Genomic DNA, 24902 nt, shown 5'->3' on the forward strand with positions numbered 1-24902 from the left:
GGGATGCGCGCCTATGTAATGGTCAAAGGAGACCGCGATGATCCGTTTCGACAACAGCTATGCCCGGATGCCGCAAGGGTTCTTTGCCCGCGTGGACCCCACCCCCGTCACCGCCCCCAGCCTGCTTGCGCTGAACGGACCGCTGGCGGATCGACTGGGGCTGGACCGCGACGCGCTGACAGTCGAGATGCTGTCGGGCAATGCCGTCCCGCAGGGTGCGGCGCCGCTGGCCCAGGCCTATGCCGGGCACCAGTTCGGCGGCTTCGTGCCGCAGCTGGGCGACGGGCGCGCCGTCCTTCTGGGAGAGATCGTGGCCCCCGACGGGGCACGTTTTGACATCCAGCTGAAGGGGTCGGGGCCGACGCCCTTCTCTCGTCGCGGCGACGGGCGGGCCTGGATGGGGCCGGTGCTGCGCGAATACCTGGTCAGCGAATTCATGGCGGCGATGGGCGTGCCTACGACCCGTGCGCTGGCCGCCGTCGCCACCGGCGATCAGGTGTGGCGCGAACAGGGCGGCCTGCCCGGTGCCGTCCTGACCCGCGTCGCCGCCAGCCACATCCGCGTCGGCACGTTCCAGTACTTTGCCGTGCGCGACCGCAAGGATGCACTGGCGGCCCTGACCGACCACGTGATCGCGCGCCACTATCCTGACGCGGACGGCCCCCTGGCCCTGCTGGACCGGGTGGTCGCCGCGCAGGCTGAAACGATCGCGCAATGGATGGCGCTGGGCTTCATCCACGGGGTGATGAACACCGACAACATGGCGATCTCGGGCGAGACGATCGATTACGGGCCCTGTGCCTTCATGGATGTCTATCACCCCGATACGGTCTTTTCCTCGATCGACCGCCAGGGCCGCTATGCCTGGGCGAACCAGCCCCAGATCGCCGTCTGGAACCTGGCCCAGTTCGCGACCTGCCTGATCCCCCTGATGGGAGAGGAGGAGGCCGCGGTCGAGGCCGCGACCACCGCCGTCCATCGCTTTGCACCGCTGTATCAGGCCGCATGGCTGCGCCGGTTCGGCGACAAGCTGGGCATCGATGGTGCCGCGAACCAGTCGCTGATCGAGAGTCTGCTGCAGATGATGGCCGAACAGCGGGCCGATTTCACCCGTGTCTTCGCGGGCCTGTCGGACGGGACCGCGCGCGACGAATTCGCCGACCCCGCGGCCTTCGACACCTGGGCCCGCGACTGGCAGGCGCTGTCGCCCGACACGACCGCGATGGTCCGGGCCAACCCGCGGCGCATTCCGCGCAACCACCGGGTCGAACAGGCGATCGCATCCGCCGTGGCGGGCGACATGGCGCCTTTCGAACGACTGTTCGACGCGATCACCCATCCGCGCGACCTGCGCACCGATTGGGCAGATCTGGCGCAGGCACCGACACCTGCGCAGGCGGTTCGCCAGACGTTCTGCGGCACCTGACGGGGTTGTGCGCGCCTGCCCCTTGCGCGTGACGCGGACCCCGCCAAGATCACCCGCAACGCCAGCTCGGATGGATTGATGCTGAAGATCGCAAGCTACAACCTGCACAAGTGCCGCGGGATGACCGGCCCGCATGCGCCGCTGCGCAACCTGGCGGTGATCCGGTCGCTGGACCCGGACATCATCGCCCTGCAGGAGGTGGATTTTCGCCTTGGCGCCCGCCCCGAGGCCCTGCCGCGCAACCTGATCCAGTCGGAAACGGGTTTGGTGCCTGCCGATATCTACGGCACGACCGAAAGCAGTTTGGGCTGGCATGGCCAGACGATCCTGATGCGCCCGCATCTGGCCGAACAGGCGGTGCTGCGCCGGCTGCCCCTGCCGGGTCTGGAGCCGCGCGGCGCGGTGGCGCTGCGCCTGCCGGGCCTGACGCTGATCGGCGCGCATCTAGGGCTGGCGCGGTCGTCGCGGCGTGCGCAGCTGGCCCGGATCACCGCGCAGGCCTCTCGGATCGCGGACGACCATATCGTGATGATGGGCGATTTCAACGAATGGCGCGACGACCGGGGCCTTGAATCGCTGGCCGGGTTCCGGGTCGTGGCGCCGGGACCGTCCTGGCCCGCGCCCCTGCCCCGGCTGCGGCTGGACCGGATGGCCCTGTCCACGAACCTGCACGTCCTGGAAACCGGCGTCTTCAACGAGGCGGGCGCGCGCGACGCGTCCGACCACCTGCCGATCTGGGCGCGCATCCGCTTTCCGTGAAGATTGCGAAACCGGGCTTGCGGCGCTAACAAGGCGCCAAGCATCAACCGGAGTGCGCTTATGACCGCCATCATCGACATCTTCGCCCGTGAAATCCTGGACAGCCGCGGCAACCCGACCGTCGAGGTCGACGTGACCCTGGAAGACGGCACCATGGGCCGCGCGGCCGTTCCCTCCGGCGCGTCGACCGGCGCGCACGAGGCGGTCGAAAAGCGCGACGGCGACAAGTCCCGCTATATGGGCAAGGGCGTGCTGGAGGCGGTGGCCGCCGTCAACGGCGAGATCGCCGAGAACCTGGTGGGCGAGGATTCGACCGAACAGCGCGCCATCGACATGATGATGTGCGAGCTGGACGGTACGCCCAACAAGGGGCGCCTGGGCGCCAACGCGATCCTAGGCGTGTCGATGGCGGTGGCCAAGGCCGCGGCGGATGCGACCAACCAGCCGCTCTACCGCTATGTCGGCGGTACCAGCGCGCGCATCCTGCCGGTCCCGATGATGAACATCATCAATGGCGGCGAACATGCGGACAACCCGATCGACATCCAGGAATTCATGATCATGCCCGTCGCCGCGGAGAACATCCGCGAAGCCGTACGCATGGGCTCGGAGATCTTCCACACGCTGAAAAAGGAGCTGTCGGCGGCGGGCCTGTCCACGGGCATCGGCGACGAGGGCGGCTTTGCCCCGAACCTGTCGTCCACCCGCGACGCCCTGGATTTCATCCTGAAGGCCATCGAGAAGGCCGGCTATCGTCCCGGCGACGACATCATGCTGGCGTTGGACTGCGCCTCCACCGAATACTTCAAGGGCGGCAACTACGAGATGAAGGGCGAGGGCAAGTCCCTGACCCCCGGCGAGAACGTCGATTACCTGGCCGCCCTGTGCGACGCCTATCCGATCCTGTCGATCGAGGATGGCTGCGCCGAGGATGACTGGGACGGCTGGAAGCAGCTGACCGACCGTCTAGGCGATCGCGTGCAGCTGGTCGGCGACGATCTGTTCGTGACCAACCCCGTGCGCCTGGCCCAGGGGATCGAGCGCGGCTGCGGCAACAGCCTGCTGGTCAAGGTCAACCAGATCGGCACGCTGTCGGAAACGCTGGACGCCGTGCGCATGGCCGACCGCGCGGGCTATACCAGCGTCATGTCGCATCGTTCGGGCGAGACCGAGGACGCAACCATCGCCGACCTGGCCGTCGCCACCAACTGTGGTCAGATCAAGACCGGTTCGCTGGCCCGTTCCGACCGGTTGGCCAAGTACAACCAGCTGATCCGCATCGAGGAAATGCTGGGCGCCACCGCCGAATACGCCGGCCGCAGCATCCTGCGCTGAGGCCTCAGTCCGGCCCCGCCTCGGGGCCGGACCTTGCCATCTGGCCTAGGGTCTGCAGCGCGGCGGCCAGCCTGTCGCGCGGCATCCGACAGTTCAGCGCGATGCGCACTCCCTGCACCGGCGCCTGTGCCGGGCCGCAGAAATCCGACGACGGGCGCACGATCACCCCCGCCGCCGCCGCGCGCGACGCGAAATCGGCGGCCGTCCACGGCGCGGGCAGCGGCAGCCAGACCATCGGCACGCCGGCCTGACCCCGCGCATCCAGACCCGCCAACGCCTCCTGCGCCAAGGCCAGCCGATCCGCCACCTGCGCCTGAACCTCGCGGGCGATCCGATCGCCATCGCCGGACCGAAGCAGCCGCGTCACCAGCCCGGTGATCGGCTGCGACAGGCCCATATGGCTGTGCTGCGCGGCCACGCGCCCCGCCTGGCCCATCCCCTCGGGGCAGATCAGCACGCCGAAGCGCAGGCCCGCGGCGATGATCTTTGACAGGCTGCTGACATGCCAGACCCGCTCGGGCGCCAGGGCGCGCAGGCTGGGGGGCGCATCGGGACGTGGGCTGGGCGCATAGCATTCGTCCTCGATGATCTGCAGGTCGTGGCGGCGCGCCACCTCGACGATGCGGTCGCGCCGGGCGGCCCCCATCGACGCCAGCGTCGGGTTCTGCGCCGAGGGCGTCAGGCACACCAGCCGCGCCCCCGTGGCGCGGGCGACGCGGTCCAGATCCTCGGGGATCATGCCCTGATCGTCCAGCGCCACCGCCTGTGTCTGGGCGCGCATCAGGCGTGCCGCGTGGGTGATGCCGGGATAGGTCAGCGCCTCGACCATGACCTGCGCGGGCTGATCCGCCAGGCACAGCGCCATGACCAGCGTGATCGCGTGCTGACCGCCGTGCGTCAGGACCATGTCGTGGTCGGCCACCGTCCCCAGGGGTCGGACGGACATCCAGTCCAATGCCGCGCCCCGGCAATCTTGGTCGCGGCTGAGCGGGGTGTAATCCAGGACCGACGCGTCCATGTCCGCCGCCATCGCCGCCAGATGCGTGGCCAGGACCCGCGCCTGACCGCAATCGGGCAGCTGCGGGATGCGCAGGTCGGCCGGGCCCTGCGGCGATGCGGGGTGGTCCAGGCTTTCGTACAGCAGCGGCTGCGGCACCGGGCGACGGGGGCGCGCCGCGGCGATGAAGCTGCCGCGTCCCACATGGCTTTCCACGACGCCTTCGGCGGCGGCCACCTGATAGGCCCGGGCGACGGTCCCGGTCGTGACCTTCAGCCGCCAGGCCAGGTCGCGCATCGGCGGCAGGCGCGTGCCGGGCGCCAACTGGCCCGACCGCGCGGCCTCGCGCAGGGCGTTGGCCAGGGCGCGGAACTTGGGTCCGGGCTGGCCGGTCAGGTCGGGCTGCCAATCCTCGATGCGCATCTGAGCCTCCTTGCCGCGACATCCCTGATAATGCGCCGTTTTTGCGGGCACAATTGCCTGCGTGCGGTTGCGCGACTGCATCAGGGCCGGCGGCGTGAAATAACTTTGGGGGATCGGTCTCAGAACACTCGACAGGCCCGAAAGCGGGGCTAAACTGTCGGCCATGCAGGGTGGGAAGTTGCGGGCCGAGGGGGCCCACCGACCCAAGCGGAGGAGACAGAATGAAAGATTCCAAAGCGTTGGACCGGCGGTCCTTCATCGCGCGGGCGTCCATCGGCGGTGCTGCGGCGGCAGCAGGCAGCGTGCTGGCCGCGCCCGCCATCGCGCAAGAGGCACCGCAGATCAACTGGCGCCTGGCCTCCAGCTTTCCCAAGTCGCTGGACACCATCTATGGCGGCGCCGAGGAAATCTCTCAGCGCCTGTCCGAGGCGACCGACGGCCGCTTCCAGATCCAGGTGTTCTCGGCCGGAGAGATCGTGCCGGGCCTGGACGCCATCAACGCGACCACCGACGGCACCGTCGAATGTTCGCATTCGGTGGGCTACTACAACTGGGGCAAGGACCCGGCCTTCGCCTGCGGTGCCGACCTGCCGTTCACCTTCTCGGCCCGCGCCAAGAACGCCTACAACTATCAGGGCGGCGGCATCGAGAACTACAACACCTTCCTGGAAAAGTACAATCTGGTCAGCTATCCGGGCGGCAACACCGGCGTGCAGATGGGCGGCTGGTATCGTAAGGAAATCAACTCTCTGGCCGACATGCAGGGCCTGAAGATGCGCATTTCCGGCCTGGCGGGCCGGGTCGTCGAGAAGCTGGGCGTGGTGCCGCAGCAGATCGCCGGCGGCGACATCTATCCCTCGCTGGAGCGCGGGACGATCGACGCGGCCGAATGGGTCGGCCCCTATGACGACAGCAAGCTGGGATTCCAGAAGGTCGCGCCCTATTACTACTATCCCGGTTTCTGGGAGGGCGGCCCGACGGTCAGCTTCTTCGTGAACAAGGGCAAGTGGGACGAACTGCCGGAGAACTACAAGTCGCTGTTCCGGACCTGCGCGCAGGCTACCGACCAGAACATGCTGGCGAAATACGACATGAAGAACCCGACCGCGCTCAAGGAGCTTGTCGGTTCGGGCGCGCAGCTGCGCTCGTTCAGCGAGGAGGTGCTGGCCGCATCCTTCGCCGCCGCGAACGAGGTCTATGCCGAGGTCTCGGCCGAGAACGAGTCCTTCAAGACGCAGTACGAGGCGATGCTGCAGTTCCGCGACGACTGGTACCTGTACCAGCAGACCGCGGAATACACGTTCGACACCTTCATGATGATCCAGCAGCGCAACGGCACCCTGGCCGTCGGCGGCTGATCGGTCGACCCCATCGGAATGCGAAACCCCCGCGCAGGTGCTGCGCGGGGGTTTTTCGTTGGTGCATCGGGCCCGCGGTGACGGGCCCGCCCGTCAGTTCCCCGACAGGCCCGGAGGAGGCCCGCCGAAGCCCAGGCCCATCCCGCCGGAGGGCGCCGCCGCCTCGGGGGTCGCGGCTTCCGGCGCAGAGCTGGCTGCTGCGGGTGCGTCAGGGGCGGTTGCGTCCGGGGTCGGCGTCGCCGGAGCCGGCTGCTGTTGGCCGAAGGGCGATCCGCCCAATCCGCCAAGCGTGCCGAACCCGCCGCTGCCACCCTGCGGGGCCGCGCCGCCGCCGCCCAGCCCACCACCAAGGCCGCCACCGAGACCGCCGCCAAGCCCCCCGCCCATGGGGATCTCGATCCGCATGTTCGACGTGTCCACGACCGGCCCCTTGTAGTGCATGACCATGCCCGGGAACGCAATCACCGCCGCGATCATCAGGACCTGAAGCCCCACGAAGGGAACCGCGCCGCGATAGATATTCAGGGTGGTGATCGGGTCCATCATCAGACCGGTGATCTTGTCACGATAGGATTTCCGCGGCGCGACCGAGCGCAGGTAGAACAGCGCAAAGCCCACCGGCGGGGTCAGGAACGAGGTCTGCATCGTCACCGCCAGGATGACCCCGAACCAGACCAGGTCGACGCCAAGCGCATTCGCCGCCGGGATCAGCAGCGGCACGATGACGAAGGCCAGCTCGAAGAAGTCCAGGAAGAAGCCAAGGATGAAGATGATGATGCAGGACATGATCAGGAAGCCAGTGACCCCGCCGGGCAGCGCGGTCAGCAGGTCGCGCACCCAGATATGGCCGTTGACCGAATAATAGGTCAGCGAGAAGACGGTCGCGCCCAGCAGGATGAACATCACGAAGGCCGACAGCTTGACCGTCGACAGCAGCGCCTGGTTCAGCACGTCGAAGCTGAGGCGGCGCTTGATCGCCGAGAGGATCAGCGCGCCCATCGCACCCATCGCGCCGCCTTCGGTGGGCGTGGCGATGCCCAGGAAGATCGTGCCAAGCACCAGAAAGACCAGCGCCAGGGGCGGGATCATCACGATGATGACCTGCCGCGTCATCGGCGACAGCCAGCGTCCACCCGTCGCGCGGTCCGCGACCGCCAGGATCAGCAGGACCACGACCGCCAGGGTCGCCGCCCAGATGGGCGCGTTCGTGACGCCGTTGGCATCCATCCAGCGGCTGGCCAGCTGGAAGATCGCGACGGCCAGCACGATCACCACGGCCAGCGACCAGCCGCCGCCGCCCAGGCTGCGCGCCTCCAGCGGCAGGGCGGGCATGGCCTTGGGGCGCAGGATCGACAGGATCAGGACATAGACGATGTAGACGCCGACCAGCGCCAGTGCCGGAACCATCGCCGCCTTGTACATGTCGCCGACGGAACGGCCCAGCTGGTCGGCCAGCACGATCAGCACTAGCGACGGCGGGATGATCTGCGCCAGCGTCCCCGACGCCGCGATCACGCCCGTCGACAGGCTTTTGTCATAGCCGTAGCGCATCATGATCGGCAGAGAGATCAGGCCCATCGAGATGACCGAGGCCGCGACCACGCCGGTCGTGGCCGCCAGCAGCGCGCCCACCAGGATCACCGCATAGGCAAGGCCGCCGCGGACCGGGCCGAACAGCTGGCCGATGGTATCCAGAAGCTCCTCGGCCATGCGCGACCGTTCCAGCACGATCCCCATCAGCGTGAAAAACGGGATGGCCAGCAGCGTGTCGTTGCGCATCACGCCGAAGACGCGGTCGCCAAGCGCCCCCAGCAGGTTCCAACCCAGGTTCACCTGGTCGGACAGGGGCGTTAGGAACACCCCGAAGAAGAAGAACAGCAGCCCGTTGGCCGCCAGCGCAAAGGCGATCGGATAGCCGAACAGCAGGAACGCCACCATCGAGAAGAACATGATGGGGGCAAGGTTGTGGGCGATAAGGTCGATCACGGGCGGCGCTCCGGTTCATCGGTCTGGTCGGTGCGGCCCGTCAGCATCAGCCCGGCCTCGTGATTGGCGGCTTCGTTCGGTCCGGTGTTCTGGTGCGGATCGGGAATGATGCCGCGCATGACGGCGATCTTCTTGACGATCTCGGACAGGCCCTGGGCGAACAGCAGGCCAAAGCCCACCACCAGCACGCCCCGCGCCGGCCAGAGCGGCAGGCCGCCCGCGTTCATCGATATCTCTCCGGTGCGGATGCTGCCCATCAGGGCGGGCCAGGTCAGCCACAGCATGACCGTGGTAAAGGGCATCAGGAACAGGATCGTGCCCAGAAGGTCGATCCAATGCTGCACCCGGCGCGACCAGCGGCCATAGATCACGTCGATGCGGATATGTTCGTTCTCGAGCAGCGTCCAGGCCGAGGCCAGCATGAAGGCCGCGCCGAACAGGTACCACTGCGCCTCCAGCCAGGCGTTCGACGACATGCTGAACACCTTGCGGACGACCGCGTTGACGGCGCTGATGACGACGGCCAGCAGGATCAGCCAGGCGACGCTGCGCCCGATCAGCGTCGTGACGCGGTCGATGCCGCGCGAAAGGGCCAACAGGCCGCTCATGATATGCTCCTCCCTCAAGGTACGGCCTTTGGCCGCAGTCCGGTTGACCCGGTCGTTCTGGCTGGCAGGATATGCGGCAAGCGGCCTGCGCGGGTCAAGGTTTTCCGCCAGTTGACCCTAGGTCAGCGCGGCCATCCCGACCAGCGCCGCACATTCCGCAAGCAGCACCGACGCGCCCAGCACATCGCCCGTCTGCCCGCCCAGCAGGCGGCAGGCGCGGCGCGAGACCGCCACGACCGACAGCCCGATTAGCGCCATCGCCAAGGCCGCGGCCCCCGGTCCCGGCGCACCCAGCAGCAGCGCCAGAACGCCCGTCAGCGTGGCCGCCACCACCGCCCGACGCGAGGGCTGTCCGGCCCCCTGACCCAGCCCGTCGCTCCGCGCCGGCGGCAGGGCACGCATCAGCACCACCGGTGCCACCCGCCCCGCCGCGGCCGCCGCGATCAGCGCCAGCGGTCCAAGCGCCGCCAGCGCCGCCACGCGGACCAGGCCCGTCGCCACCAGCGCGGCCGCGCCATAGCTGCCGATTGTCGATTCGCGCATGATCCGCAGCCGGTCGGCGCGGTCCCGCCCGCCGCCCGCATCGGCGAAATCGGCCAGCGCATCCTCGTGCAGCGCACCGGTCAGCCAGATGGCCAGCGCGACGGACAGCGCCGCCGGCAGCAGGCCCGTCCCCATGATCCACAGGGGCACCCCGGCCAGCAGTCCCAGCACCGCCCCCGCCAGCGGAAAGGCCCAGGCCGCGCGGGACAGCGGAAGAACCTCGGACGGCAGCAGGCGCCCAAGCGGCAGCCGCGTCAGGAAGACCAGCGCCAGGACGATCTGGTGCGACCTAGACAATCCCGGCCTCGGCAAAGGTCGCCATGCCGTTGTGGCACTCCAGCGCGGCGCGCAGCACCAGAAGGGCCACGGCGGCACCGGACCCCTCGCCCAAGCGCATGTCCAGCGACAAGACGGGCTGCATCGCCAGCGACGCGATCAGGCGTCGGTGCCCCTGTTCGGCGCTTTCATGGCCGATCAGGCAGTGGGACAGCGCGTCGGGGTCATCGCGGGTCAGCACAGCAGCGGCGGCGGTGCAGATGAACCCGTCCAGGATCACCGGAATGCGCAGGTCCCGTGCACGGCGTACCGCGCCGCAGATGGCCGCCTGTTCGCGACCGCCGAACGCGGCCAAAGTATCGTGGGTGCCGGTCACGGCGTGACGGGTCAGCCCTTCCGTCACGACGCGGACCTTGGCGGCCAGCATCGCGCCCTGCGCGCCGGTGCCCGGGCCGACCCAGTCCTCAGCCCGTCCGCCAAAGGTCGCCGCCGCAAGTGCGGCCGAAGTGGTGGAATTGCCGATCCCCATCTCTCCCAGCAGCAGGACCTGGGCGGTGGGATCGACGGCGGCGGCGCCCTGCGCCATCGCATCATCGACCTCGGCCGACGTCATCGCAGGGCCTTGCGTGAAATCGGCCGTGGGCCGGTCCAGATCCAGCGCGACGCTGCCCAGATCGGCCCCCGCCACACGGCACAGCTGATTGATCGCCGCGCCGCCTGCACGAAAGTTCGCGACCATCGCCGCAGTCACCGCGGGCGGAAAGGGCGTGACGCCCTGTGCCGTGATCCCGTGATTGCCCGCAAAGACCAGCGCCTGCGCGCGGTCCAGCGTGGGGCGGTCGGTCCCCTGCCAGCCTGCCATGAACACGGCCAGCGCCTCCAGCCGGCCAAGCGATCCGGCGGGTTTCGTCAGCGTGGCCTGGCGCGCGGCGGCACGGTCGGCGGCGATCTGGTCAAATCGGGTCATCGGGGCTCTCTGCCATGGGTTTCAGGCGCAGGGGCATGCCGCTGACGGCCATCCAGACCTGGTCGGCCAGTGCCGCCACCGCCTGGTTCATCCGGCCGTGATCGTCGCGGAACTGGCGGGCCAGGGCATTCTCCGGCACGATCCCCTGCCCCAATTCGTTGCTGACCAGCACGACAGGACAGCATTGCTGACGTAACGTCACCGTCAATGCGCCGATATCCGCCGAACCCATACAGTTCGACATCCACAGCGTCAGGCAATCCACAAGGCGCACGCCCTGTCCGTCGGTCGCGCGCAGCGTGCCGGCCAGATCCAGCGGTTCTTCGATGGTGCGCCAACCCTGTCCGCGATCCTGTTGATGCGCCTTGATTCTTTCACCCATCTCGGCGTCGCGGGCCTGGGCCGTGGCGATATAGATGCGCGGCATCGCATGGCGCAGGACCAGCCGTTCGGCCAGGGCAGACTTGCCCGACCGCGCGCCGCCCGTCACCAGCGTGATATGTCCCCGTTGCGTCATGCGGGCCTGTTTTCCACAGGGCGGTCGGGTTGGAAAGCGCGAAACGCCGCTTGCCCACACCCGTGCTTTCACTAAACCTCGCGCCATTCCGGTGCGACACGACACCGACAGACAACTTGGAGGAGTTGGGATGACCAAGCTTTTCGCGACGACCGCCCTGCTGACCGCGCTGGCGATGCCCGCTTGGGCCGTGCAGCCTGCCGAAGGCGAGACCCTGGCCGAGAACCAGACCTATACCTATTGGCTGCTGGACGCGATCAAGTCGCTTGACCCGGCCAAGAACACCGACGTCGAGGGTTCGGACGCGCTGCGCTCGCTGTTCGAGGGCCTGATGATCGAGGATGCTGCGGGCAACATGATCCCCGGCGTCGCCGAAAGCCACGAGATGTCCGAGGACGGCCTGACCTACACCTTCACGCTGCGCGACGCCAAGTGGTCGAACGGCGACCCGGTGACGGCGGACGACTTTGTCTATGCCTGGCAGCGCGTCGTCACGCCCGAGACCGCGTCGGAATACGCCTGGTACATGGAGCTGATGAACCTGCAGAACGCCACGCAGATCATCGCGGGCGAGATGGAGCCCGATCAGCTGGGCGTCGTCGCGCTGGACGACAAGACGCTGCAGGTCACGCTGACCACGCCCACCCCCTATTTCCTGAACACCCTGTCGCACACCACGACCTATCCCGTGCCCCGCGCGGTGGTCGAGGAACATGGCGACGCCTGGGTGCAGCCCGCCAACCTGGTCGGCAACGGGGCCTATACCCTGGCCAGCCACAATCTGGGCGTCGAGATCGTCTTCGAGAAGAACCCGGAATACTGGGATGCCGAGAACGTCGTGATGCAGACCGTGCGCGGCGTGACCGTCAACGACAACAACGTGGCCCTGACCCGCTACCAGGCCGGAGAGCTGGACCGCGTCCAAATCCCCGCCGGCCAGTACCCGCGCCTGTCCGAGGCATCCCCCGAAGAGGCCGTGTCTGTCCCCTACGGCTGCTCCTATGCCTATGTGTTTAACCTGTCGGACAAGGGCCCCGAGGCGCTGAAGGACGAACGTGTCCGCGAGGCACTGGCCCTGTCGCTGAACCGCGAGGTCATCGTGGATCAGGTCCTGCAGGGCGGACAGGAGCCCGCCTACACCTGGACGCACTGGGCCATCAACGGATTTGCCGCGCCCGAGGGCGGCATGAAGGACATGTCGCAGGAAGACCGCATGGCCCGCGCCGCCGAGCTGCTGGCCGAGGCCGGTTACGGTCCCGACAACCCGGTGCGCCTGCAGCTGCAGTACAACACCGACGACAGCCACCGCCTGCTGGCCATCGCGGCCCAGCAGTTCTGGCGCCCCCTGGGCATCGAGATCGAGCTGAACAACGTCGAATGGGCCGTCCACACCGACCGCCTGCAGAACCAGGACTTCGAGATCGCACGCTATGCCTGGTGCGCCGACTACAACGAGGCGACGACCTTCCTGGACTGGTTCCGCACCGACGGCTACAACAGCGGCAAGTGGTCGAACGAGGAATACGACAAGCTGCTGGTCGAGGCCCGCACGGCAGAGGACACCACGCCCCTCTATCAGCGCGCCGAGGAGATCCTGGCCGACGAGAATCCGGCGGTCTTCGTCTATCACTATGCCAAGGTCGACATGATCAACCCGGCCATCAAGGGCCTGCCGCGCGAGAACCTGCTGAACACCTGGTACGCCAAGGACCTGTACCGCGTCGCGGAATAAGCAGCCATCCTGACCGGGGGCCGGGGCGGCACGACCGCCCCGGCCCTGTCATTTTTCAACCATCCCGCAGGGAAGGCCCCACGCGATGTTCGCATTCATCCTGCGACGGCTGGCGGTGGCGATACCCACGCTGCTTCTGCTGATCGTCTTCTCCTTCGTCCTGATGCAGATCGCACCGGGCGGACCTTTCACGGGCGAACGCGCCCTGCCCCCGGCCGTCCTTGCCAACCTGGAGGCGCAGTACGGTCTGAACGATCCGCTGTGGCTGCAGATCTGGAACTATCTGGTCAACGTGGTCGTGCATTTCGACTTCGGCCCCAGCTTCGTCTATCCCGACCGCACCGTGAACCAGCTGATCGCCAGCGGATTTCCGGTGACGCTGACCTATGGCGGGCTGTCCTTCGTGGCCGCCGTCGTCGTGGGCGTGGCCCTGGGGGTGGTGGCGGCGATCTGGCACAACAGCTGGGTCGACTATCTGGCCGTGGGCATGTCCATCGGCGCGCAGGTGCTGCCGAACTTCGTGATGGCACCGCTGTTGGTGCTGGTCCTGACCCTGTGGTACGGGCTGCTGCCGGGCGGCGGCTGGAGCTTCAGCAATCCCAGCTTCTGGATCATGCCGGTGATCGCGCTGTCGACCAGCTACATGGCATCAATCGCGCGGATCACCCGGTCGTCGATGCTGGAGGTGCTGGGCTCGAACCACATCCGCACGGCGCGGGCCAAGGGAATGCCCGAACACCGCGTCATCATCCGCCACGCGCTGAAACCCGCGATGCTGCCGGTGATCAGCTATCTGGGGCCGGTCTTCGTGTCGATGATCACCGGGTCGGTGGTGATCGACATCTATTTCTCGACCGGCGGCATCGGCAAGGCCTTCGTGGACAGCGCGCTGAACCGCGACTATGCCGTGATGATGGGCGTCACCATCCTGGTGGGCGCGCTGACCATCCTCTTCAACCTCATCGTCGACGTGCTTTACGCATGGATCGACCCCAAGATCAGGTACTAGGTCATGGTCATCGATCAATCCAAGATGCAGTCCCTGTCCGACCGTTTCGTCGAGGCAGAGGTCCGCGGCCGCAGCCCCTGGGCCGACGCGCGTCGCCGCTTTTTTCGCAACCGGGCCGCGATGCTGGGCCTGACGATCCTGGTGCTGGTATCGCTGTTCGCGATCTTCGGCGGCTATCTCGCCCAATGGTCGAACGAGGAGCTGGATTTCAGCGTCATGGGCCAGGTTGCCCAGATGGGTCAGCCGTCCATGGAAAACGGCCACTTCTTCGGCACCGACAACCTGGGCCGCGACCTGTATGCACGCGTCGTGCAGGGCACGCGCATCAGCCTGATGGTCGGCGTCGTGGGGGCGGCCATCGCCGTCATCGTCGGCACGCTCTATGGCGCGACGGCGGGATATGTCGGCGGGCGCACCGACCAGATCATGATGCGGACGGTCGATATCCTGATGTCGATCCCCTATATGTTCGTGCTGATCCTGCTGCTGGTCATGTTCGGGCGGTCGATGTCGATGCTGTTCCTGGGCATCGGCCTGATCTCATGGCTGGACATGAGCCGGATCGTTCGCGGTCAGACCCTTAGCCTGAAGAACCGAGAATTCATCGAGGCGGCGCGCGCCACCGGAGTGTCGTCCTTCCGCATAATCATCCGGCATATCGTGCCGAACCTGCTGGGCGTGGTCGCGGTTTATGCGACGCTGCTGGTGCCGCTGATGATCCTGACGGAAAGCTTCATCAGCTTCCTTGGTCTGGGCGTACAGGAACCCCTGACCAGCTGGGGGGCGTTGATCTCGGAAGGGGCCGGCACGATGAACTATGGCACGCTGTGGCAGCTGGCCTTTCCGCTGTTCTTCTTCGTGATCACGCTGTTCGGCTTCTTCTTCGTGGGCGACGGCCTGCGCGATGCCCTCGACCCCAAGGAGCGCTGAGATGGCACTTCTCGAATTGCGCGACCTTTCGGTCCGCTTCCAGACCAACGATGCCGAGGTGCGGGCCGTCAACGACGTGACCCTGTCCGTCGATGCGGGCGAAACCTTGGGCATCGTCGGCGAATCCGGCAGCGGCAAGTCGCAGCTGTCCTTCGCGATCATGGGGCTGCTGGCGCGCAACGGCCGCGCCTCGGGCAGCGTCCTGTTCGACGGGCAGCAGATCCTGAACGCCCTTCCCAAAGTGCTAAACCGCATCCGCGCCGAACAGATCGCGATGATCTTTCAGGACCCGATGACCTCCCTGAACCCCTATATGCGGGTAGCCGACCAGATGGCCGAGGTGCTGACGCTGCACAAGGGCCTGTCGAAACACGATGCCGTTGCGCAGGCCGTGCAGATGCTGGACGCAGTCAAGATCCCCGACGCCAGGGGGCGCGTGCGGCTTTACCCGCACGAATTTTCGGGCGGCATGCGACAGCGGGTGATGATCGCCATGGCGCTGCTGTGCCGACCCAAGCTGTTGATCGCGGACGAACCCACGACCGCGCTGGACGTGACGGTGCAAGCGCAGATCATGGCGCTGCTGTCGGACCTGCAACGCGATTTCGGCATGGCGATGATCCTGATCACCCATGATCTGGGCGTGGTCGCGGGGTCATGCGAACGGGTCGCGGTCATGTATGGCGGCCGCATCCGCGAGACCGGGCCGGTGCGCCCGATCTTTGCCGAACCCACGCATCCCTATACCCAGGGCCTTCTGGACGCGATCCCGCGTGTCGATCAGGACGATGAGGACCTGCGCGCGATCCCCGGTCAGCCCCCGAACATGAGCCGGCCGCCCTCGGGCTGCGCATTCGAGCCGCGCTGCCCCTATCGCCGCGAAGGCTGCGCCAGCATCGACCCAGCCCTGGAGGTCTTTGCCCCCGGCCGCGCCCGCGCCTGCCACGCGCCCGTGGCAGAGGTGCTGTCCCGGCGCATGATCGACGACCCGCAGCCCGACCTGGTCGCGGCGGGCGGCGACGCGCTGCCCGACGCCCTGCCCGAGGGCGCCGTCGCCGGTGCCGGTGCGGCCGGCGCCACCCAGACCCCCGGATCGGAGGCCAAGCCATGAGCGATCTTCTGAGCGTGCGCGACCTGCGCGTGACCTTCCAGATCCGCCCCGAGGGCGCGATGCCCTGGACGCGCCCCAACCCGCTGCGCGCGGTGAACGGCGTCGATTTCGCCCTGGCGCCTGGAGAGACCTTGGGCGTGGTGGGCGAATCCGGTTGCGGAAAATCGACCTTGGCCCGCGCCCTGATCGGGCTGGTCCCGGCCACGGGCCAGGCCGAATGGATCGACGGAAAGGACCTTTTGGCGCTGACGCCCCGGCAGATGATGGCCTATCGCCAAGACATCCAGATGGTGTTCCAGGACCCGCTGGCCAGCCTGAACCCACGCATGACCGTGGGCCAGATCATCGCCGAACCCCTGACCACTCACCGCCCCGACCTGCCCCGCGCCCAGGTGCGCGAGCGCGTCAAGGCGATGATGGAAAAGGTCGGCCTGCTGCCCAACCAGATCAACCGCTATCCCCATGAATTCAGCGGCGGCCAGTGCCAGCGCATCGGCATCGCCCGCGCCCTGATCGTGGAGCCCAAGCTGATCATCTGCGATGAGCCGGTGTCCGCGCTGGACGTCTCGATCCAGGCACAGGTGATCAACCTGCTGATCCGCCTGCAAAAGGATCTGGGGCTGGCGCTGATCTTCATTGCGCATGACCTGTCGGTTGTGAAACACATCAGCGACCGAGTGATGGTGCTGTATCTGGGCAAGGTGATGGAGATGGGTCCGGTGCATGCGCTGTATGCCAACCCCCAGCACCCCTATACGCAGGCGCTGCTGTCGGCCGTGCCGGTTCCCGATCCGACGATCGAGACCGCCAAGACCATCGTGCCGCTGGCGGGCGATCTGCCCTCGCCCATGAACCCGCCCTCGGGCTGCGTGTTCCGGACGCGCTGTCCGCGGGCGCGGGCCGAATGCGCGGCATCGGTGCCGCAACTGACGGTCGGCGACCATCAGGTCGCCTGCCATTTCCCCGGCCCCCTGACGGAGGCGGAAATCGCCCACGCCCGCCGGACCGAGGCCGCCTGAGATGCCGCCCGACGCGCCCGCATCCCCCGATTATGCGGCGCGTTGGGCGGCGCTGAAGAACATCCCGCCCTTCCTGGTCATGGTCTGGCGGGCCAGCCCCGCGCTGACGCTGGCCATGGTGGCGCTGCGTCTGATGCGGGCGCTGATGCCGGTCGCGATGCTGTGGGTGGGCAAGCTGATCATCGACCAGGTCGTGGCCCTGTCGGCCGCGGGCGGGCCGGGCACGCTGGCGGGCTGGTGGGACAGCGGGCTGGCGCATCCGCTGATCGGGCTGGTGGCGCTGGAACTGGCGCTGGCGATCGCGCAGGACGTGCTTGGGCGTCTGGTCGCCTATGTCGATGCGCTGCTGCAGGAGAAGCTGGTCATCGACATCTCGATCCGGCTGATGGATCATGCGGCGGATCTGGACCTGGCCTCCTTCGAGGATGCCAGCTTTCAGGACCGGCTGGACCGCGCGCGGCGCCAGACGATGGGGCGTATCCCCCTGCTGAACCAGCTGATGCAGCAGATGCAGGACAGCGTCACGGTCATCAGCTTTGGCGTGGGTCTGGTGGTCTACAATCCATGGTTGGTGGTGCTGCTTGCGCTGGCGCTGATCCCGTCCCTGATGGGAGAGATGCATTTCAACGCCCGCACCTATGCGCTCAACCACGCCCGCGCCGCAGACCGGCGCGAACGCGACTATCTGCGCATGATCGCAGCCACGGCCGAGACTGCGAAAGAGGTCAAGATCTTTAGCCTAAGCCCTTGGCTGCGCGACAGATATCTGACCCTGGCCCGGCGGTTCTACCTGGAGAACCGGGTGATCCAGCGCCGCCAGCTGTCGGTAATGGCGGTGCTGACCGCGCTTGGCACGCTGGCCTATTACGCGGCCTTTCTGTGGATCATCGCGCGCACGCTGACGGGGCAGCTGTCGATCGGCGATCTGACGTTCTTGTCGGGCAGCTTCCTGCGTCTGCGCGGGTTACTGGAGGGGCTGCTGTCGGGATTCTCCAGCATGGCGGGTCAGGCCATGTATCTGGACGACCTTTTCGATTTCTTCACCGCGCGTCCGGCCATTGCCAGCCCTGCCGATCCGCTGCCGGTGCCGGTGCCCATCGCGCAGGGGTTTCGCTTCGAGAATGTGGGCTTTCGCTATCCGGGCCGCGAGGATTGGGCGATCCGCGGCATGACGCTGCACCTGCGCGCCGGAGAGACGGTCGCCCTGGTCGGAGAGAACGGCGCGGGCAAGACGACCATCGTCAAGCTGCTGGCGCGTCTGTATGACCCGGACGAAGGCCGCATCACGCTGGATGGGCGCGACCTGCGCGACTATGACCTGGACCAGCTGCGCGGCACCGTGGGCGTGATCTTTCAGGACTTCGTGCGCTATGCAGTGACGGCGGCCGAGAACATCGCCATCGGCCGGATCGACGCGCGCGACGACCGCCCCCGCATCGTGACCGCCGCCGAACGGTCCCTGGCCGATCAGGTCATCGCCAAGCTGCCCAAGGGCTATGACCAGATGGTCGGCAAGCGCTTTGCCCGCGGCTTGGACCTGTCGGGTGGCGAGTGGCAGAAGCTGGCCATCGCGCGTGCCTATATGCGCGATGCGCAGCTGCTGGTGCTGGACGAGCCGACCGCCGCACTGGACGCGCGGGCAGAATACGAGGTCTTTCTGCGGTTCCGCGACCTGACGCAGGGGCGGACGGCGCTGCTGATCTCTCATCGCTTCTCATCCGTGCGGATGGCCGACAGGATCATTGTGCTGGAGGGGGGCCGTGTCCAGGACCAGGGCAGCCACGCCGAGCTGGTCGCCCGGCCCGGCCGCTACAAGGAGCTGTTCGAGCTGCAGGCGCAGGGGTACCGTTAAAGCACGGTCCCCAGCACGATCACCGTGATCAGCGCGATGACCGGGATCAGCACCGCGACCACGAAGATGTCGGGATAGCTTTTCTTGTGGGTCAGCCCGGTGATGGCCAGCAGCGTGATGACCGCGCCGTTATGCGGCAGCGCGTCGAACCCGCCCGAGGACAGCGCCGTGACGCGGTGCATCAGCTCCATGCTGATCCCCTGTTCCTGGCCCATCGTGGCGAACTGTTCGCCAAGCGTGTTCAGCGCGATGGACATGCCGCCCGAGGCCGATCCGGTGATGCCGGCCAGAACGTTCACTGCCACCGACAGCGACGCCACCGGGTTGTTCGGGAACAGGCCCAGCACGGCGTCGCGGATCAGCGCAAAGGCCGGCAGCGAGGCGATGACGGCGCCATAGCCCACTTCGGATGCAGTGTTGAAGATCGGCAGCAGCGATCCCATCGTGCCGGAATTGACGCTCTCGCGCAGGTTGGCAAAGCGGCGCAGGTTCAGGCCGACGGCCAGCAGGATCGACGCGACCAGCGACACGATGATCGCCCAGATGCCGGCGACCGACGACAGGGTCGTCTCTCCATAGCGCGGTTCGGCCAGATAGTCCGCGGACATGTTCGGGAAGACGAACCAGGTCAGGACCGCGTTCAGAACGATCACCGACACCACAGGCAGGATCGCCAGCGCGAAGGGCGGCAGGTCCGCATCCTCGGGCAGGGTCGCGTCTGCGGCGGTGACGGGGTGATCGCCATAGCCCTCGGCCCCGGCGGCACGGGCGCGGCGGTTCAGCCACATCGTGCCGCCCGCCAGCATGATGACCCCGGCCAGCGTGCCCAGCAGCGGCGCCGCGAAGACGTTCGTGCCGAAGAACGGCATCGGAATGGCGTTCTGGATCGCGGGCGTGCCGGGGAATGCCGTCATGGTGAAGGTGAACGACCCAAGCGCGATGGCCGCGGGCAGCAGGCGCTTGGGGATGTCGGCGCGGCGGAACAGCGCGTTGGCGATGGGATAGACGGCAAAGGCCACCACGAACAGCGACACCCCGCCAAAGGTCAGCACGCCGCAGGACAGGACGACCGCCAGCACGGCGCGCTGAGCGCCCAGCCTGTCGACGATCCATTCTGCGATCGATCGCGCGGCGCCGCTGTCGGCCATGACCTTGCCGAAGATCGCGCCCAGCAGGAACAGCGGGAAGTAGGTGATAACATAGCCGCCAAGCGAATTCATGAAGACCTGGGTATAGGTCGCCAGAACCGGCAGGTCCCCGGACATCACCACCGCCAGCAGCGCCAGCAGTGGCGCCAGGATCAGCACGTTGATCCCGCGATAGGCCAGATACATCAGCAGTATCAGCGACAGAAATATTCCCAGCAGGCCCATGCGGCGTCCCTCTCCCGGTTGCAATGGCGCGCATGGTCTCACGCGCGGGACGCGCTGCGCAAGATGCTGCAGTGCAGAAAGTGGTCGGATGCTGGGGAAAGGTGGTACCGCCTCCCCGGCTTGAACGGGGGACCTCTAGATCCACAATCTAGCGCTCTAACCAACTGAGCTAAGGCGGCACAGGGCGGTTCTTTAGCCCCGTGTCCGCAGGGTTGCAAGCCCCGCTTGCCGTGAAATTGCGTCCGCGATACAGAAAGTTTCACCGCGAAAGGACAAGCCATGGGCATCAACAGCGAAAGCGACATCACCGCGAACATCCAGATCGGCCCGACCGACCTTGGGATGGTGCGGATCTATGTGCAGGGAGAGGGCGTGGACCTGCCTATGGATTTCGACCCCGAAGAAGCGACCGAGATCGCCGAAGAGCTGATGGCCGCGGCCGAGGCCGCCCGCGCCATGGCCCAGGGCGGCAAGCCTAAGAAGCCCCGGCGATAAGCGCGCCCGGGTCGCACATCACCTGCAACCGCAGGGCTGCGGCCCGCGCAAAGTCGCGCTGCACCTTGGTGCGGCGCGGACCCGCCAGGCGATGTTCGGGGGCCATGCGGGTGATCTCGGCGCCGAAGGCATCGGCATGGATCAGGCCGGTGTCATCGGGCAGCAGATCGGTCGGAAAGTCGCAGTCGACCGCCCAGAAATACCGGTCGCACCAGTCAAGGTATCCTTGCCACTTGCGGTCGGCCTGAAAATCGGCGCGACAGCTTTTGCATTCGACGACCCACAGCTCTCCCTTGGGGCCAAGGCTGATCAGGTCGACGCGCAGGCCCCGGACGGGGGTGAACTCAGTCAGCACCGCGTGGTCGAGGCTGCGCAGCAGCCGCCCTGTGCCGCGCGCAAGGCGCTGGCCGGGCATGGCGGGCAAGGGGGACAGGTCGGACATGCGCGCAGAATAGAACGCAACCGGAACGTCCGCAACCCGCCTTGCCGCCCCCGCGCCCCCCGTATAGCGTCCGCGCGCATATCGCCAAAGGAGAGCATCATGACCGATATCAAGCGTCTGGAAACCGGCCCGCGGATGAGCCAGGCGGTCATCGCCAACGGCTTCGTCTTTCTGGCAGGCCAGGTCGGAGAGCCGGGCACCTCGGTCACGGACCAGACCACCGCGATCCTGAACCAGATCGACGCGCTGCTGGCGCAGGCCGGGACCGACAAGACCCGCATCGTCTCTGCCCAGATCTGGATGGCCGACATGACGAAATTCGCCGAGATGAACGCCGTCTGGGATGCCTGGGTGCCCCAGGGCCACACGCCCGCCCGCGCCACCGGCGAATCCGCGCTGGCGACCCCCGACTACGCAGTCGAGATCATCGTCACCGCGGTCCTGTGATCGCCTGAAGGACAGAGCGCGCCGCGCGCAGGCCCGGCGCCTCACCTCCCTTGCCCAAGCGGTCCATGGTCAGGTCCATGGCGTCCAGTTGGGCACCCCGCTTTGCACGGTTCTCCAGCGCGTCCTGCAGCGCCTGCGCCATGGGGCCCGGCTGGCAGCGGCTGCCCAGGAACTCGGGCACGGCGCGCGTCTCGCTGACCAGGTTGACCAGCGTGACGGTGTCGGTGCGCAGCAGCGCCCCTACGATCAGGCGCGACAGCGGCGCCATGTCATAGCCGATGACCATCGGGATGCGGTTTGCCGCCAGTTCCAGGCTGACGGTCCCCGACGCCGCCAGCGCCAGATCGGCGGCGGCAAAGGCCGCACGCTTCTCGTCCGGCTCCTCGATCACGATGGGGGCTGTGGGCCAGCGGCGGATCATGTCGCGGACCATCCCGGACACGCCCGGAACCGTCGGCAGCACCACGCGGACTTCGGGCACGCGGTCCCGCAGGCGGATCAGCGCCTCGTCAAAGCGCGGGCCAAGGCGGGTGACCTCTCCGCGGCGCGAACCCGGCAGGCACAGGACCACCGGCGCGTCGGGCGCGATGCCATGGGCGTTGCGGAACAGCTGCGCCTCGTCCGGGCCGGCCACGTCCGCAGTGGCGACGGGATGACCCACGAAATCGCAGGTCATGCCCGCGGCCCGCATCAGCGGCGGTTCGAACGGCAGGATCGCCAGCACGTGATCGATCACCTGCGCCATCTTCAGCGCCCGCCCCGGCCGCCAGGCCCAGACCGAGGGTGCGACGTAATGCACCGTCCGCAGGTCGGGACGCTGCGCACGGACCAGGCGTGCGACGCGCAGGCCGAAATCGGGGCTGTCGATGGTGATCAGGACGTCGGGGGCGGCATCGATGACCGCCTGCCCGGTCTGCGCGATGCGGCGTTTCAGGTGGCGGTATTTCGGAAGGACCTCCCAGATGCCCATGATCGACAGCTCGTCCATGGGGAACAGGCTGGTCAGGCCAAGAGGCGTCATCGCGGAGCCGCCGACGCCCAGGAACTCCGCCTGCGGATCAAGCCGCCGCAATCCCGCCATCAGCGCGGCGCCCAACTGGTCACCCGAAGCCTCGCCCGCGATCAGGAAATAACGCATGCCGTGCCGCCTTCTTGCTGCCAAGTCATGGGTATTGGGACGGACGCGAAAGGGCCAGCCTTTTCAGTCCAGCCCGCCTGCCGCCCACAGGAACAGGCCCGCCGCCTGTGCACGGCGCACCATTTCCGGGCGGTCCAGCAGGATCACCTGTCCCGCCGCCCAGGCAATGCCGGCAAGTCCCGCCGATACGGCCTGATCCACCGTGTCGGGCCCAAGGGTCGGCAGGTCGATGCGCAGATCCTGTCCCGGCTTCGGCGCCTTGTAGAGGACACCGCGGGCGCCTTTGGGATTGGGGCGCAGGTCGGCATGGCGCGCGGCGAAATCCAGCATCGCGGCAGTGCCAGGCAGCGTTTCCAATGCCAGACACAGGCCCTGCGCAACGACCGCCCCTTGGCCCAGGTCCAGCGGCCCGGTCTGGGCCAGGATCCGCGCGGCCCGGCCCGCGTCCCTGCGGTCTGCATCGGTCGGCTCTCCGGTCAGGATGCCTTCCTCCGGGATAAGATCAGGCGCAATTTCGCTGACGGAACAAACCGTAAGGTCATTCTCTTCGAAAATGTCGAGGGCCGTTCGCAACGCCGCATCATCGCCCGACTGCATGGCGGTCAGGATGCGGGGGACAAGCTGCGCGGTGCGCGGGTCGAACGCCTCGGGGTCCAGCCGCGGTCGCCGGATCGCGCCGGCAAAGACCACGCGGGTCACCCCTTTGGCATGCAGATCATCCAGAAACGGCACCAGGCGTTCCAGCTGGAACGTCGTGGCGGCCAGGCCGTCCGGGGCAAAGCCCGGCAAGGCGAAGACCAACGGATCGTCCAGGCAGGCGGCAACGGCCGGGGCCAGGGCGCCCTGCCCCGCGATGATGGCGATCCGGCTCATTCAGGTTTCGGCGCCAGAAAGCTGCGGTCGGACGGGCCAAGGATAAAGTCCAGCACATCGCGCTCCATGCCGGTCACCTGCGCCTCGGCACGCGTACGGGCCGTATCGCGAAAGGATCCGCGGCCCAGGTCGCCCAGCAGGGACCGCAGCGCGGCGATGTCGGACCGGGTCGCGCCGCGACGCTTCAGCCCGATCAGGTTCAGGCCGTCCAGATGCCCGCGGGGTCCCTGGACCAGGCCATAGGGGATCACGTCGGCAGTCACCATCGTCACCGCCCCGATCATCGCGCCGCGGCCGATGCGGACCCATTGATGCACGCCCGACAACCCGCCCACGATCACGTCATCCTCCAACACGCAATGGCCCGCGATGGCCACGCTGTTGGCCAGGATCACCCGGTTGCCGATCCGGCAGTCATGGCCCACATGGCTGGACGCCATGAATAGCCCGTCATCGCCCACGGTGGTGACGCTGCCGCCGCCGGCGGTGCCGGGGTTCATCGTCACGTATTCGCGGATGCGGTTGCGGGCGCCGATCTGCAGGCGGACGTCCTCGCCCTTGAACTTCAGGTCCTGGGGAACCTCTCCGATGCTGGCGAAGGGAAAGATCACCGTCCCCTCGCCCACCGAGGTGTCGCCGGTCACGACGACATGGGATTTCAGCTCCACCCCGTCCGCCAGCCGGACCTTGGGTCCGACCACGCAGAACGGGCCGATGCATACCCCCGCGCCGATCTGGGCGCCGGGTTCGATCACGGCCGAAGGGTGGATCAGGGCATCAGCCATCCTTGCGGGCCATCATCGCAGTATATTCCGCCGACGCGCACAGCTGGCCGTCGACCATGGCCTTGCCCTCGAACTTCCAGATCTTGCCGCCGCCGCGGATGGCGCGGCAATGCAGTTCCAGAACGTCGCCCGGCACGACCATGCGGCGGAACTTGCAGTTGTCGATGCCCATGAAATAGGTCTGCATTTCCTCGTCGATGACGTTCATGCTGATGCCCACCACGACGGCCGCGGTCTGGGCCATCGCCTCGATGATGGTCACGCCGGGCATGATCGGGTGGTTGGGGAAATGGCCCTGGAAATGCGGCTCGTTGCTGGTCACGTTCTTGATGCCCACCGCACTCTCGAACGGGACGATGTCGCGCACCTTGTCGATGAACAGGAAGGGATAGCGGTGGGGGATGATCCGCTTGATCAGCGACAGGTCGGCCTCGGTATAGGGGGCGGGATTGCGCGTGTCGTCAGCCATTTGCGTTCCTTGAGACGGTTTCGTCGGGGTTA

General features: G+C 67.3%; 24 protein-coding genes and 1 tRNA gene. 12 read left to right on the top strand and 13 right to left on the bottom strand.

The features are described from left to right. Positions 1–37: 37 nt before the first annotated feature. The 3 genes from FHD67_RS09605 (at position 38) to eno (ending at position 3520) form a co-directional block, all read left to right on the top strand. Complete coding sequence (locus FHD67_RS09605; protein ID WP_139598572.1) at positions 38–1426, top strand: protein adenylyltransferase SelO; 1389 nt, start codon at positions 38–40, stop codon at positions 1424–1426. Between the two features lie 78 nt (positions 1427–1504). Next, positions 1505–2185 carry an endonuclease/exonuclease/phosphatase family protein gene (locus FHD67_RS09610; RefSeq protein WP_045981399.1) on the top strand — a complete coding sequence of 227 codons (681 nt, stop codon included), beginning with the start codon at positions 1505–1507 and terminating at the stop codon, positions 2183–2185. 60 nt (positions 2186–2245) lie between these two features. Continuing rightward, a complete protein-coding gene (eno, locus tag FHD67_RS09615; protein WP_139598573.1) occupies positions 2246–3520 on the top strand; it encodes a phosphopyruvate hydratase in 1275 nt (424 codons plus the stop codon). A 4-nt stretch (positions 3521–3524) separates the two neighbouring features. Here the strand turns inward: eno and FHD67_RS09620 are convergent, their stop codons facing one another. After that, entirely contained in the window at positions 3525–4940 is a 1416-nt protein-coding gene (locus FHD67_RS09620) for an aminotransferase-like domain-containing protein (RefSeq protein ID WP_176695094.1), read from the bottom strand. Between the two features lie 239 nt (positions 4941–5179). Between FHD67_RS09620 and FHD67_RS09625 the strand changes: the two genes are divergently transcribed. Then, positions 5180–6298: a TRAP transporter substrate-binding protein gene (locus tag FHD67_RS09625; protein ID WP_139598623.1), complete on the top strand. Its 1119-nt coding sequence runs from the start codon at positions 5180–5182 to the stop codon at positions 6296–6298. Positions 6299–6391: 93 nt separating this feature from the next. Here FHD67_RS09625 and FHD67_RS09630 read toward each other — a convergent pair whose 3' ends face one another. The 5 genes from FHD67_RS09630 to cobU form a co-directional block, all read right to left on the bottom strand. Further along, on the bottom strand, positions 6392–8284 hold the full coding sequence (locus FHD67_RS09630) for a TRAP transporter large permease (protein WP_139598575.1): 1893 nt from the start codon (positions 8282–8284) through the stop codon (positions 6392–6394). Continuing rightward, on the bottom strand, positions 8281–8892 hold the full coding sequence (locus FHD67_RS09635) for a TRAP transporter small permease subunit (protein WP_045981404.1): 612 nt from the start codon (positions 8890–8892) through the stop codon (positions 8281–8283). Before FHD67_RS09635 ends, FHD67_RS09630 begins: the two co-directional genes overlap by 4 nt. Before the next feature lie 117 nt (positions 8893–9009). Then, positions 9010–9732, bottom strand: coding sequence for an adenosylcobinamide-GDP ribazoletransferase (gene cobS, locus FHD67_RS09640; protein ID WP_139598576.1), 723 nt, complete (start codon positions 9730–9732; stop codon positions 9010–9012). After that, positions 9725–10678, bottom strand: a complete 954-nt coding sequence (gene cobT / locus FHD67_RS09645) for a nicotinate-nucleotide--dimethylbenzimidazole phosphoribosyltransferase (protein WP_139598577.1) — start codon at positions 10676–10678, stop codon at positions 9725–9727. Before cobT ends, cobS begins: the two co-directional genes overlap by 8 nt. Further along, entirely contained in the window at positions 10665–11195 is a 531-nt protein-coding gene (cobU, locus tag FHD67_RS09650) for a bifunctional adenosylcobinamide kinase/adenosylcobinamide-phosphate guanylyltransferase (protein WP_139598578.1), read from the bottom strand. The genes cobT and cobU overlap by 14 nt, the downstream gene beginning before the upstream one ends. Before the next feature lie 130 nt (positions 11196–11325). On the opposite strand from cobU, the gene FHD67_RS09655 reads away from it, so the two are divergent. The 6 genes from FHD67_RS09655 to FHD67_RS09680 all read left to right on the top strand — a co-directional run bounded on the left by FHD67_RS09655 (position 11326) and on the right by FHD67_RS09680 (position 18848). Continuing rightward, entirely contained in the window at positions 11326–12927 is a 1602-nt protein-coding gene (locus FHD67_RS09655; RefSeq protein ID WP_139598579.1) for a peptide ABC transporter substrate-binding protein, read from the top strand. Between the two features lie 85 nt (positions 12928–13012). Next, positions 13013–13936 carry an oligopeptide ABC transporter permease OppB gene (oppB, locus tag FHD67_RS09660; RefSeq protein WP_045999202.1) on the top strand — a complete coding sequence of 308 codons (924 nt, stop codon included), beginning with the start codon at positions 13013–13015 and terminating at the stop codon, positions 13934–13936. Between the two features lie 3 nt (positions 13937–13939). Further along, complete coding sequence (locus FHD67_RS09665) at positions 13940–14866, top strand: ABC transporter permease subunit (protein WP_176695095.1); 927 nt, start codon at positions 13940–13942, stop codon at positions 14864–14866. Between the two features lies 1 nt (position 14867). Further along, positions 14868–15977 (top strand): oligopeptide/dipeptide ABC transporter ATP-binding protein, encoded by a 1110-nt coding sequence (locus FHD67_RS09670; protein WP_139598580.1) that lies wholly within the window; start codon positions 14868–14870, stop codon positions 15975–15977. Continuing rightward, entirely contained in the window at positions 15974–16996 is a 1023-nt protein-coding gene (locus tag FHD67_RS09675; RefSeq protein ID WP_139598581.1) for an oligopeptide/dipeptide ABC transporter ATP-binding protein, read from the top strand. The genes FHD67_RS09670 and FHD67_RS09675 overlap by 4 nt, the downstream gene beginning before the upstream one ends. A gap of 1 nt (position 16997) precedes the next feature. Next, entirely contained in the window at positions 16998–18848 is a 1851-nt protein-coding gene (locus FHD67_RS09680) for an ABC transporter ATP-binding protein (RefSeq protein WP_139598582.1), read from the top strand. On the opposite strand, the gene FHD67_RS09685 is transcribed toward FHD67_RS09680, so the two are convergent. Then, positions 18845–20221 (bottom strand): GntP family permease, encoded by a 1377-nt coding sequence (locus FHD67_RS09685; RefSeq protein WP_045999199.1) that lies wholly within the window; start codon positions 20219–20221, stop codon positions 18845–18847. The two genes, FHD67_RS09680 and FHD67_RS09685, sit on opposite strands and share 4 nt — an antisense overlap. 102 nt (positions 20222–20323) lie before the next feature. After that, positions 20324–20400: transfer RNA gene (locus tag FHD67_RS09690), tRNA-His, on the bottom strand. A gap of 100 nt (positions 20401–20500) precedes the next feature. On the opposite strand from FHD67_RS09690, the gene FHD67_RS09695 reads away from it, so the two are divergent. Then, positions 20501–20716, top strand: coding sequence for a DUF6324 family protein (locus tag FHD67_RS09695; protein ID WP_045999198.1), 216 nt, complete (start codon positions 20501–20503; stop codon positions 20714–20716). Here the strand turns inward: FHD67_RS09695 and FHD67_RS09700 are convergent. Next, entirely contained in the window at positions 20697–21158 is a 462-nt protein-coding gene (locus FHD67_RS09700; RefSeq protein WP_045999197.1) for an MmcB family DNA repair protein, read from the bottom strand. The two genes, FHD67_RS09695 and FHD67_RS09700, sit on opposite strands and share 20 nt — an antisense overlap. Positions 21159–21257: 99 nt before the next feature. Here FHD67_RS09700 and FHD67_RS09705 point away from each other — a divergent pair, with 99 nt between their 5' ends. Further along, complete coding sequence (locus tag FHD67_RS09705; RefSeq protein ID WP_139598583.1) at positions 21258–21605, top strand: RidA family protein; 348 nt, start codon at positions 21258–21260, stop codon at positions 21603–21605. Here the strand turns inward: FHD67_RS09705 and lpxB are convergent. The 4 genes from lpxB to fabZ all read right to left on the bottom strand — a co-directional run bounded on the left by lpxB (position 21589) and on the right by fabZ (position 24870). Next, on the bottom strand, positions 21589–22743 hold the full coding sequence (gene lpxB, locus FHD67_RS09710) for a lipid-A-disaccharide synthase (protein WP_139598584.1): 1155 nt from the start codon (positions 22741–22743) through the stop codon (positions 21589–21591). The genes FHD67_RS09705 and lpxB overlap by 17 nt on opposite strands. 63 nt (positions 22744–22806) lie before the next feature. Then, entirely contained in the window at positions 22807–23616 is an 810-nt protein-coding gene (locus tag FHD67_RS09715) for an LpxI family protein (protein ID WP_139598585.1), read from the bottom strand. Then, a complete protein-coding gene (lpxA, locus tag FHD67_RS09720) occupies positions 23613–24401 on the bottom strand; it encodes an acyl-ACP--UDP-N-acetylglucosamine O-acyltransferase (protein ID WP_139598586.1) in 789 nt (262 codons plus the stop codon). Before lpxA ends, FHD67_RS09715 begins: the two co-directional genes overlap by 4 nt. Next, positions 24394–24870: a 3-hydroxyacyl-ACP dehydratase FabZ gene (fabZ, locus tag FHD67_RS09725; RefSeq protein ID WP_045981419.1), complete on the bottom strand. Its 477-nt coding sequence runs from the start codon at positions 24868–24870 to the stop codon at positions 24394–24396. Before fabZ ends, lpxA begins: the two co-directional genes overlap by 8 nt. Positions 24871–24902: the final 32 nt, after the last annotated feature.

Source organism: Paracoccus haeundaensis, assembly GCF_006239215.1.
Taxonomy (GTDB): Bacteria; Pseudomonadota; Alphaproteobacteria; order Rhodobacterales; family Rhodobacteraceae; genus Paracoccus; species Paracoccus marcusii.

What these genes read in the sequence shown, in the direction of transcription:
- FHD67_RS09605 (WP_139598572.1), top strand. Translation starts at nt 38, where the DNA reads ATGATCCGTTTCGACAACAGCTATGCCCGGATGCCGCAAGGGTTCTTT.
- FHD67_RS09610 (WP_045981399.1), top strand. Translation starts at nt 1,505, where the DNA reads ATGCTGAAGATCGCAAGCTACAACCTGCACAAGTGCCGCGGGATGACC.
- eno (WP_139598573.1), top strand. Translation starts at nt 2,246, where the DNA reads ATGACCGCCATCATCGACATCTTCGCCCGTGAAATCCTGGACAGCCGC.
- FHD67_RS09620 (WP_176695094.1), bottom strand. Translation starts at nt 4,940, where the DNA reads ATGCGCATCGAGGATTGGCAGCCCGACCTGACCGGCCAGCCCGGACCC.
- FHD67_RS09635 (WP_045981404.1), bottom strand. Translation starts at nt 8,892, where the DNA reads ATGAGCGGCCTGTTGGCCCTTTCGCGCGGCATCGACCGCGTCACGACG.
- cobT (WP_139598577.1), bottom strand. Translation starts at nt 10,678, where the DNA reads ATGACCCGATTTGACCAGATCGCCGCCGACCGTGCCGCCGCGCGCCAG.
- cobU (WP_139598578.1), bottom strand. Translation starts at nt 11,195, where the DNA reads ATGACGCAACGGGGACATATCACGCTGGTGACGGGCGGCGCGCGGTCG.
- FHD67_RS09655 (WP_139598579.1), top strand. Translation starts at nt 11,326, where the DNA reads ATGACCAAGCTTTTCGCGACGACCGCCCTGCTGACCGCGCTGGCGATG.
- oppB (WP_045999202.1), top strand. Translation starts at nt 13,013, where the DNA reads ATGTTCGCATTCATCCTGCGACGGCTGGCGGTGGCGATACCCACGCTG.
- FHD67_RS09665 (WP_176695095.1), top strand. Translation starts at nt 13,940, where the DNA reads ATGGTCATCGATCAATCCAAGATGCAGTCCCTGTCCGACCGTTTCGTC.
- FHD67_RS09670 (WP_139598580.1), top strand. Translation starts at nt 14,868, where the DNA reads ATGGCACTTCTCGAATTGCGCGACCTTTCGGTCCGCTTCCAGACCAAC.
- FHD67_RS09675 (WP_139598581.1), top strand. Translation starts at nt 15,974, where the DNA reads ATGAGCGATCTTCTGAGCGTGCGCGACCTGCGCGTGACCTTCCAGATC.
- FHD67_RS09680 (WP_139598582.1), top strand. Translation starts at nt 16,998, where the DNA reads ATGCCGCCCGACGCGCCCGCATCCCCCGATTATGCGGCGCGTTGGGCG.
- FHD67_RS09685 (WP_045999199.1), bottom strand. Translation starts at nt 20,221, where the DNA reads ATGGGCCTGCTGGGAATATTTCTGTCGCTGATACTGCTGATGTATCTG.
- FHD67_RS09695 (WP_045999198.1), top strand. Translation starts at nt 20,501, where the DNA reads ATGGGCATCAACAGCGAAAGCGACATCACCGCGAACATCCAGATCGGC.
- FHD67_RS09700 (WP_045999197.1), bottom strand. Translation starts at nt 21,158, where the DNA reads ATGTCCGACCTGTCCCCCTTGCCCGCCATGCCCGGCCAGCGCCTTGCG.
- FHD67_RS09705 (WP_139598583.1), top strand. Translation starts at nt 21,258, where the DNA reads ATGACCGATATCAAGCGTCTGGAAACCGGCCCGCGGATGAGCCAGGCG.
- lpxB (WP_139598584.1), bottom strand. Translation starts at nt 22,743, where the DNA reads ATGCGTTATTTCCTGATCGCGGGCGAGGCTTCGGGTGACCAGTTGGGC.
- FHD67_RS09715 (WP_139598585.1), bottom strand. Translation starts at nt 23,616, where the DNA reads ATGAGCCGGATCGCCATCATCGCGGGGCAGGGCGCCCTGGCCCCGGCC.
- lpxA (WP_139598586.1), bottom strand. Translation starts at nt 24,401, where the DNA reads ATGGCTGATGCCCTGATCCACCCTTCGGCCGTGATCGAACCCGGCGCC.
- fabZ (WP_045981419.1), bottom strand. Translation starts at nt 24,870, where the DNA reads ATGGCTGACGACACGCGCAATCCCGCCCCCTATACCGAGGCCGACCTG.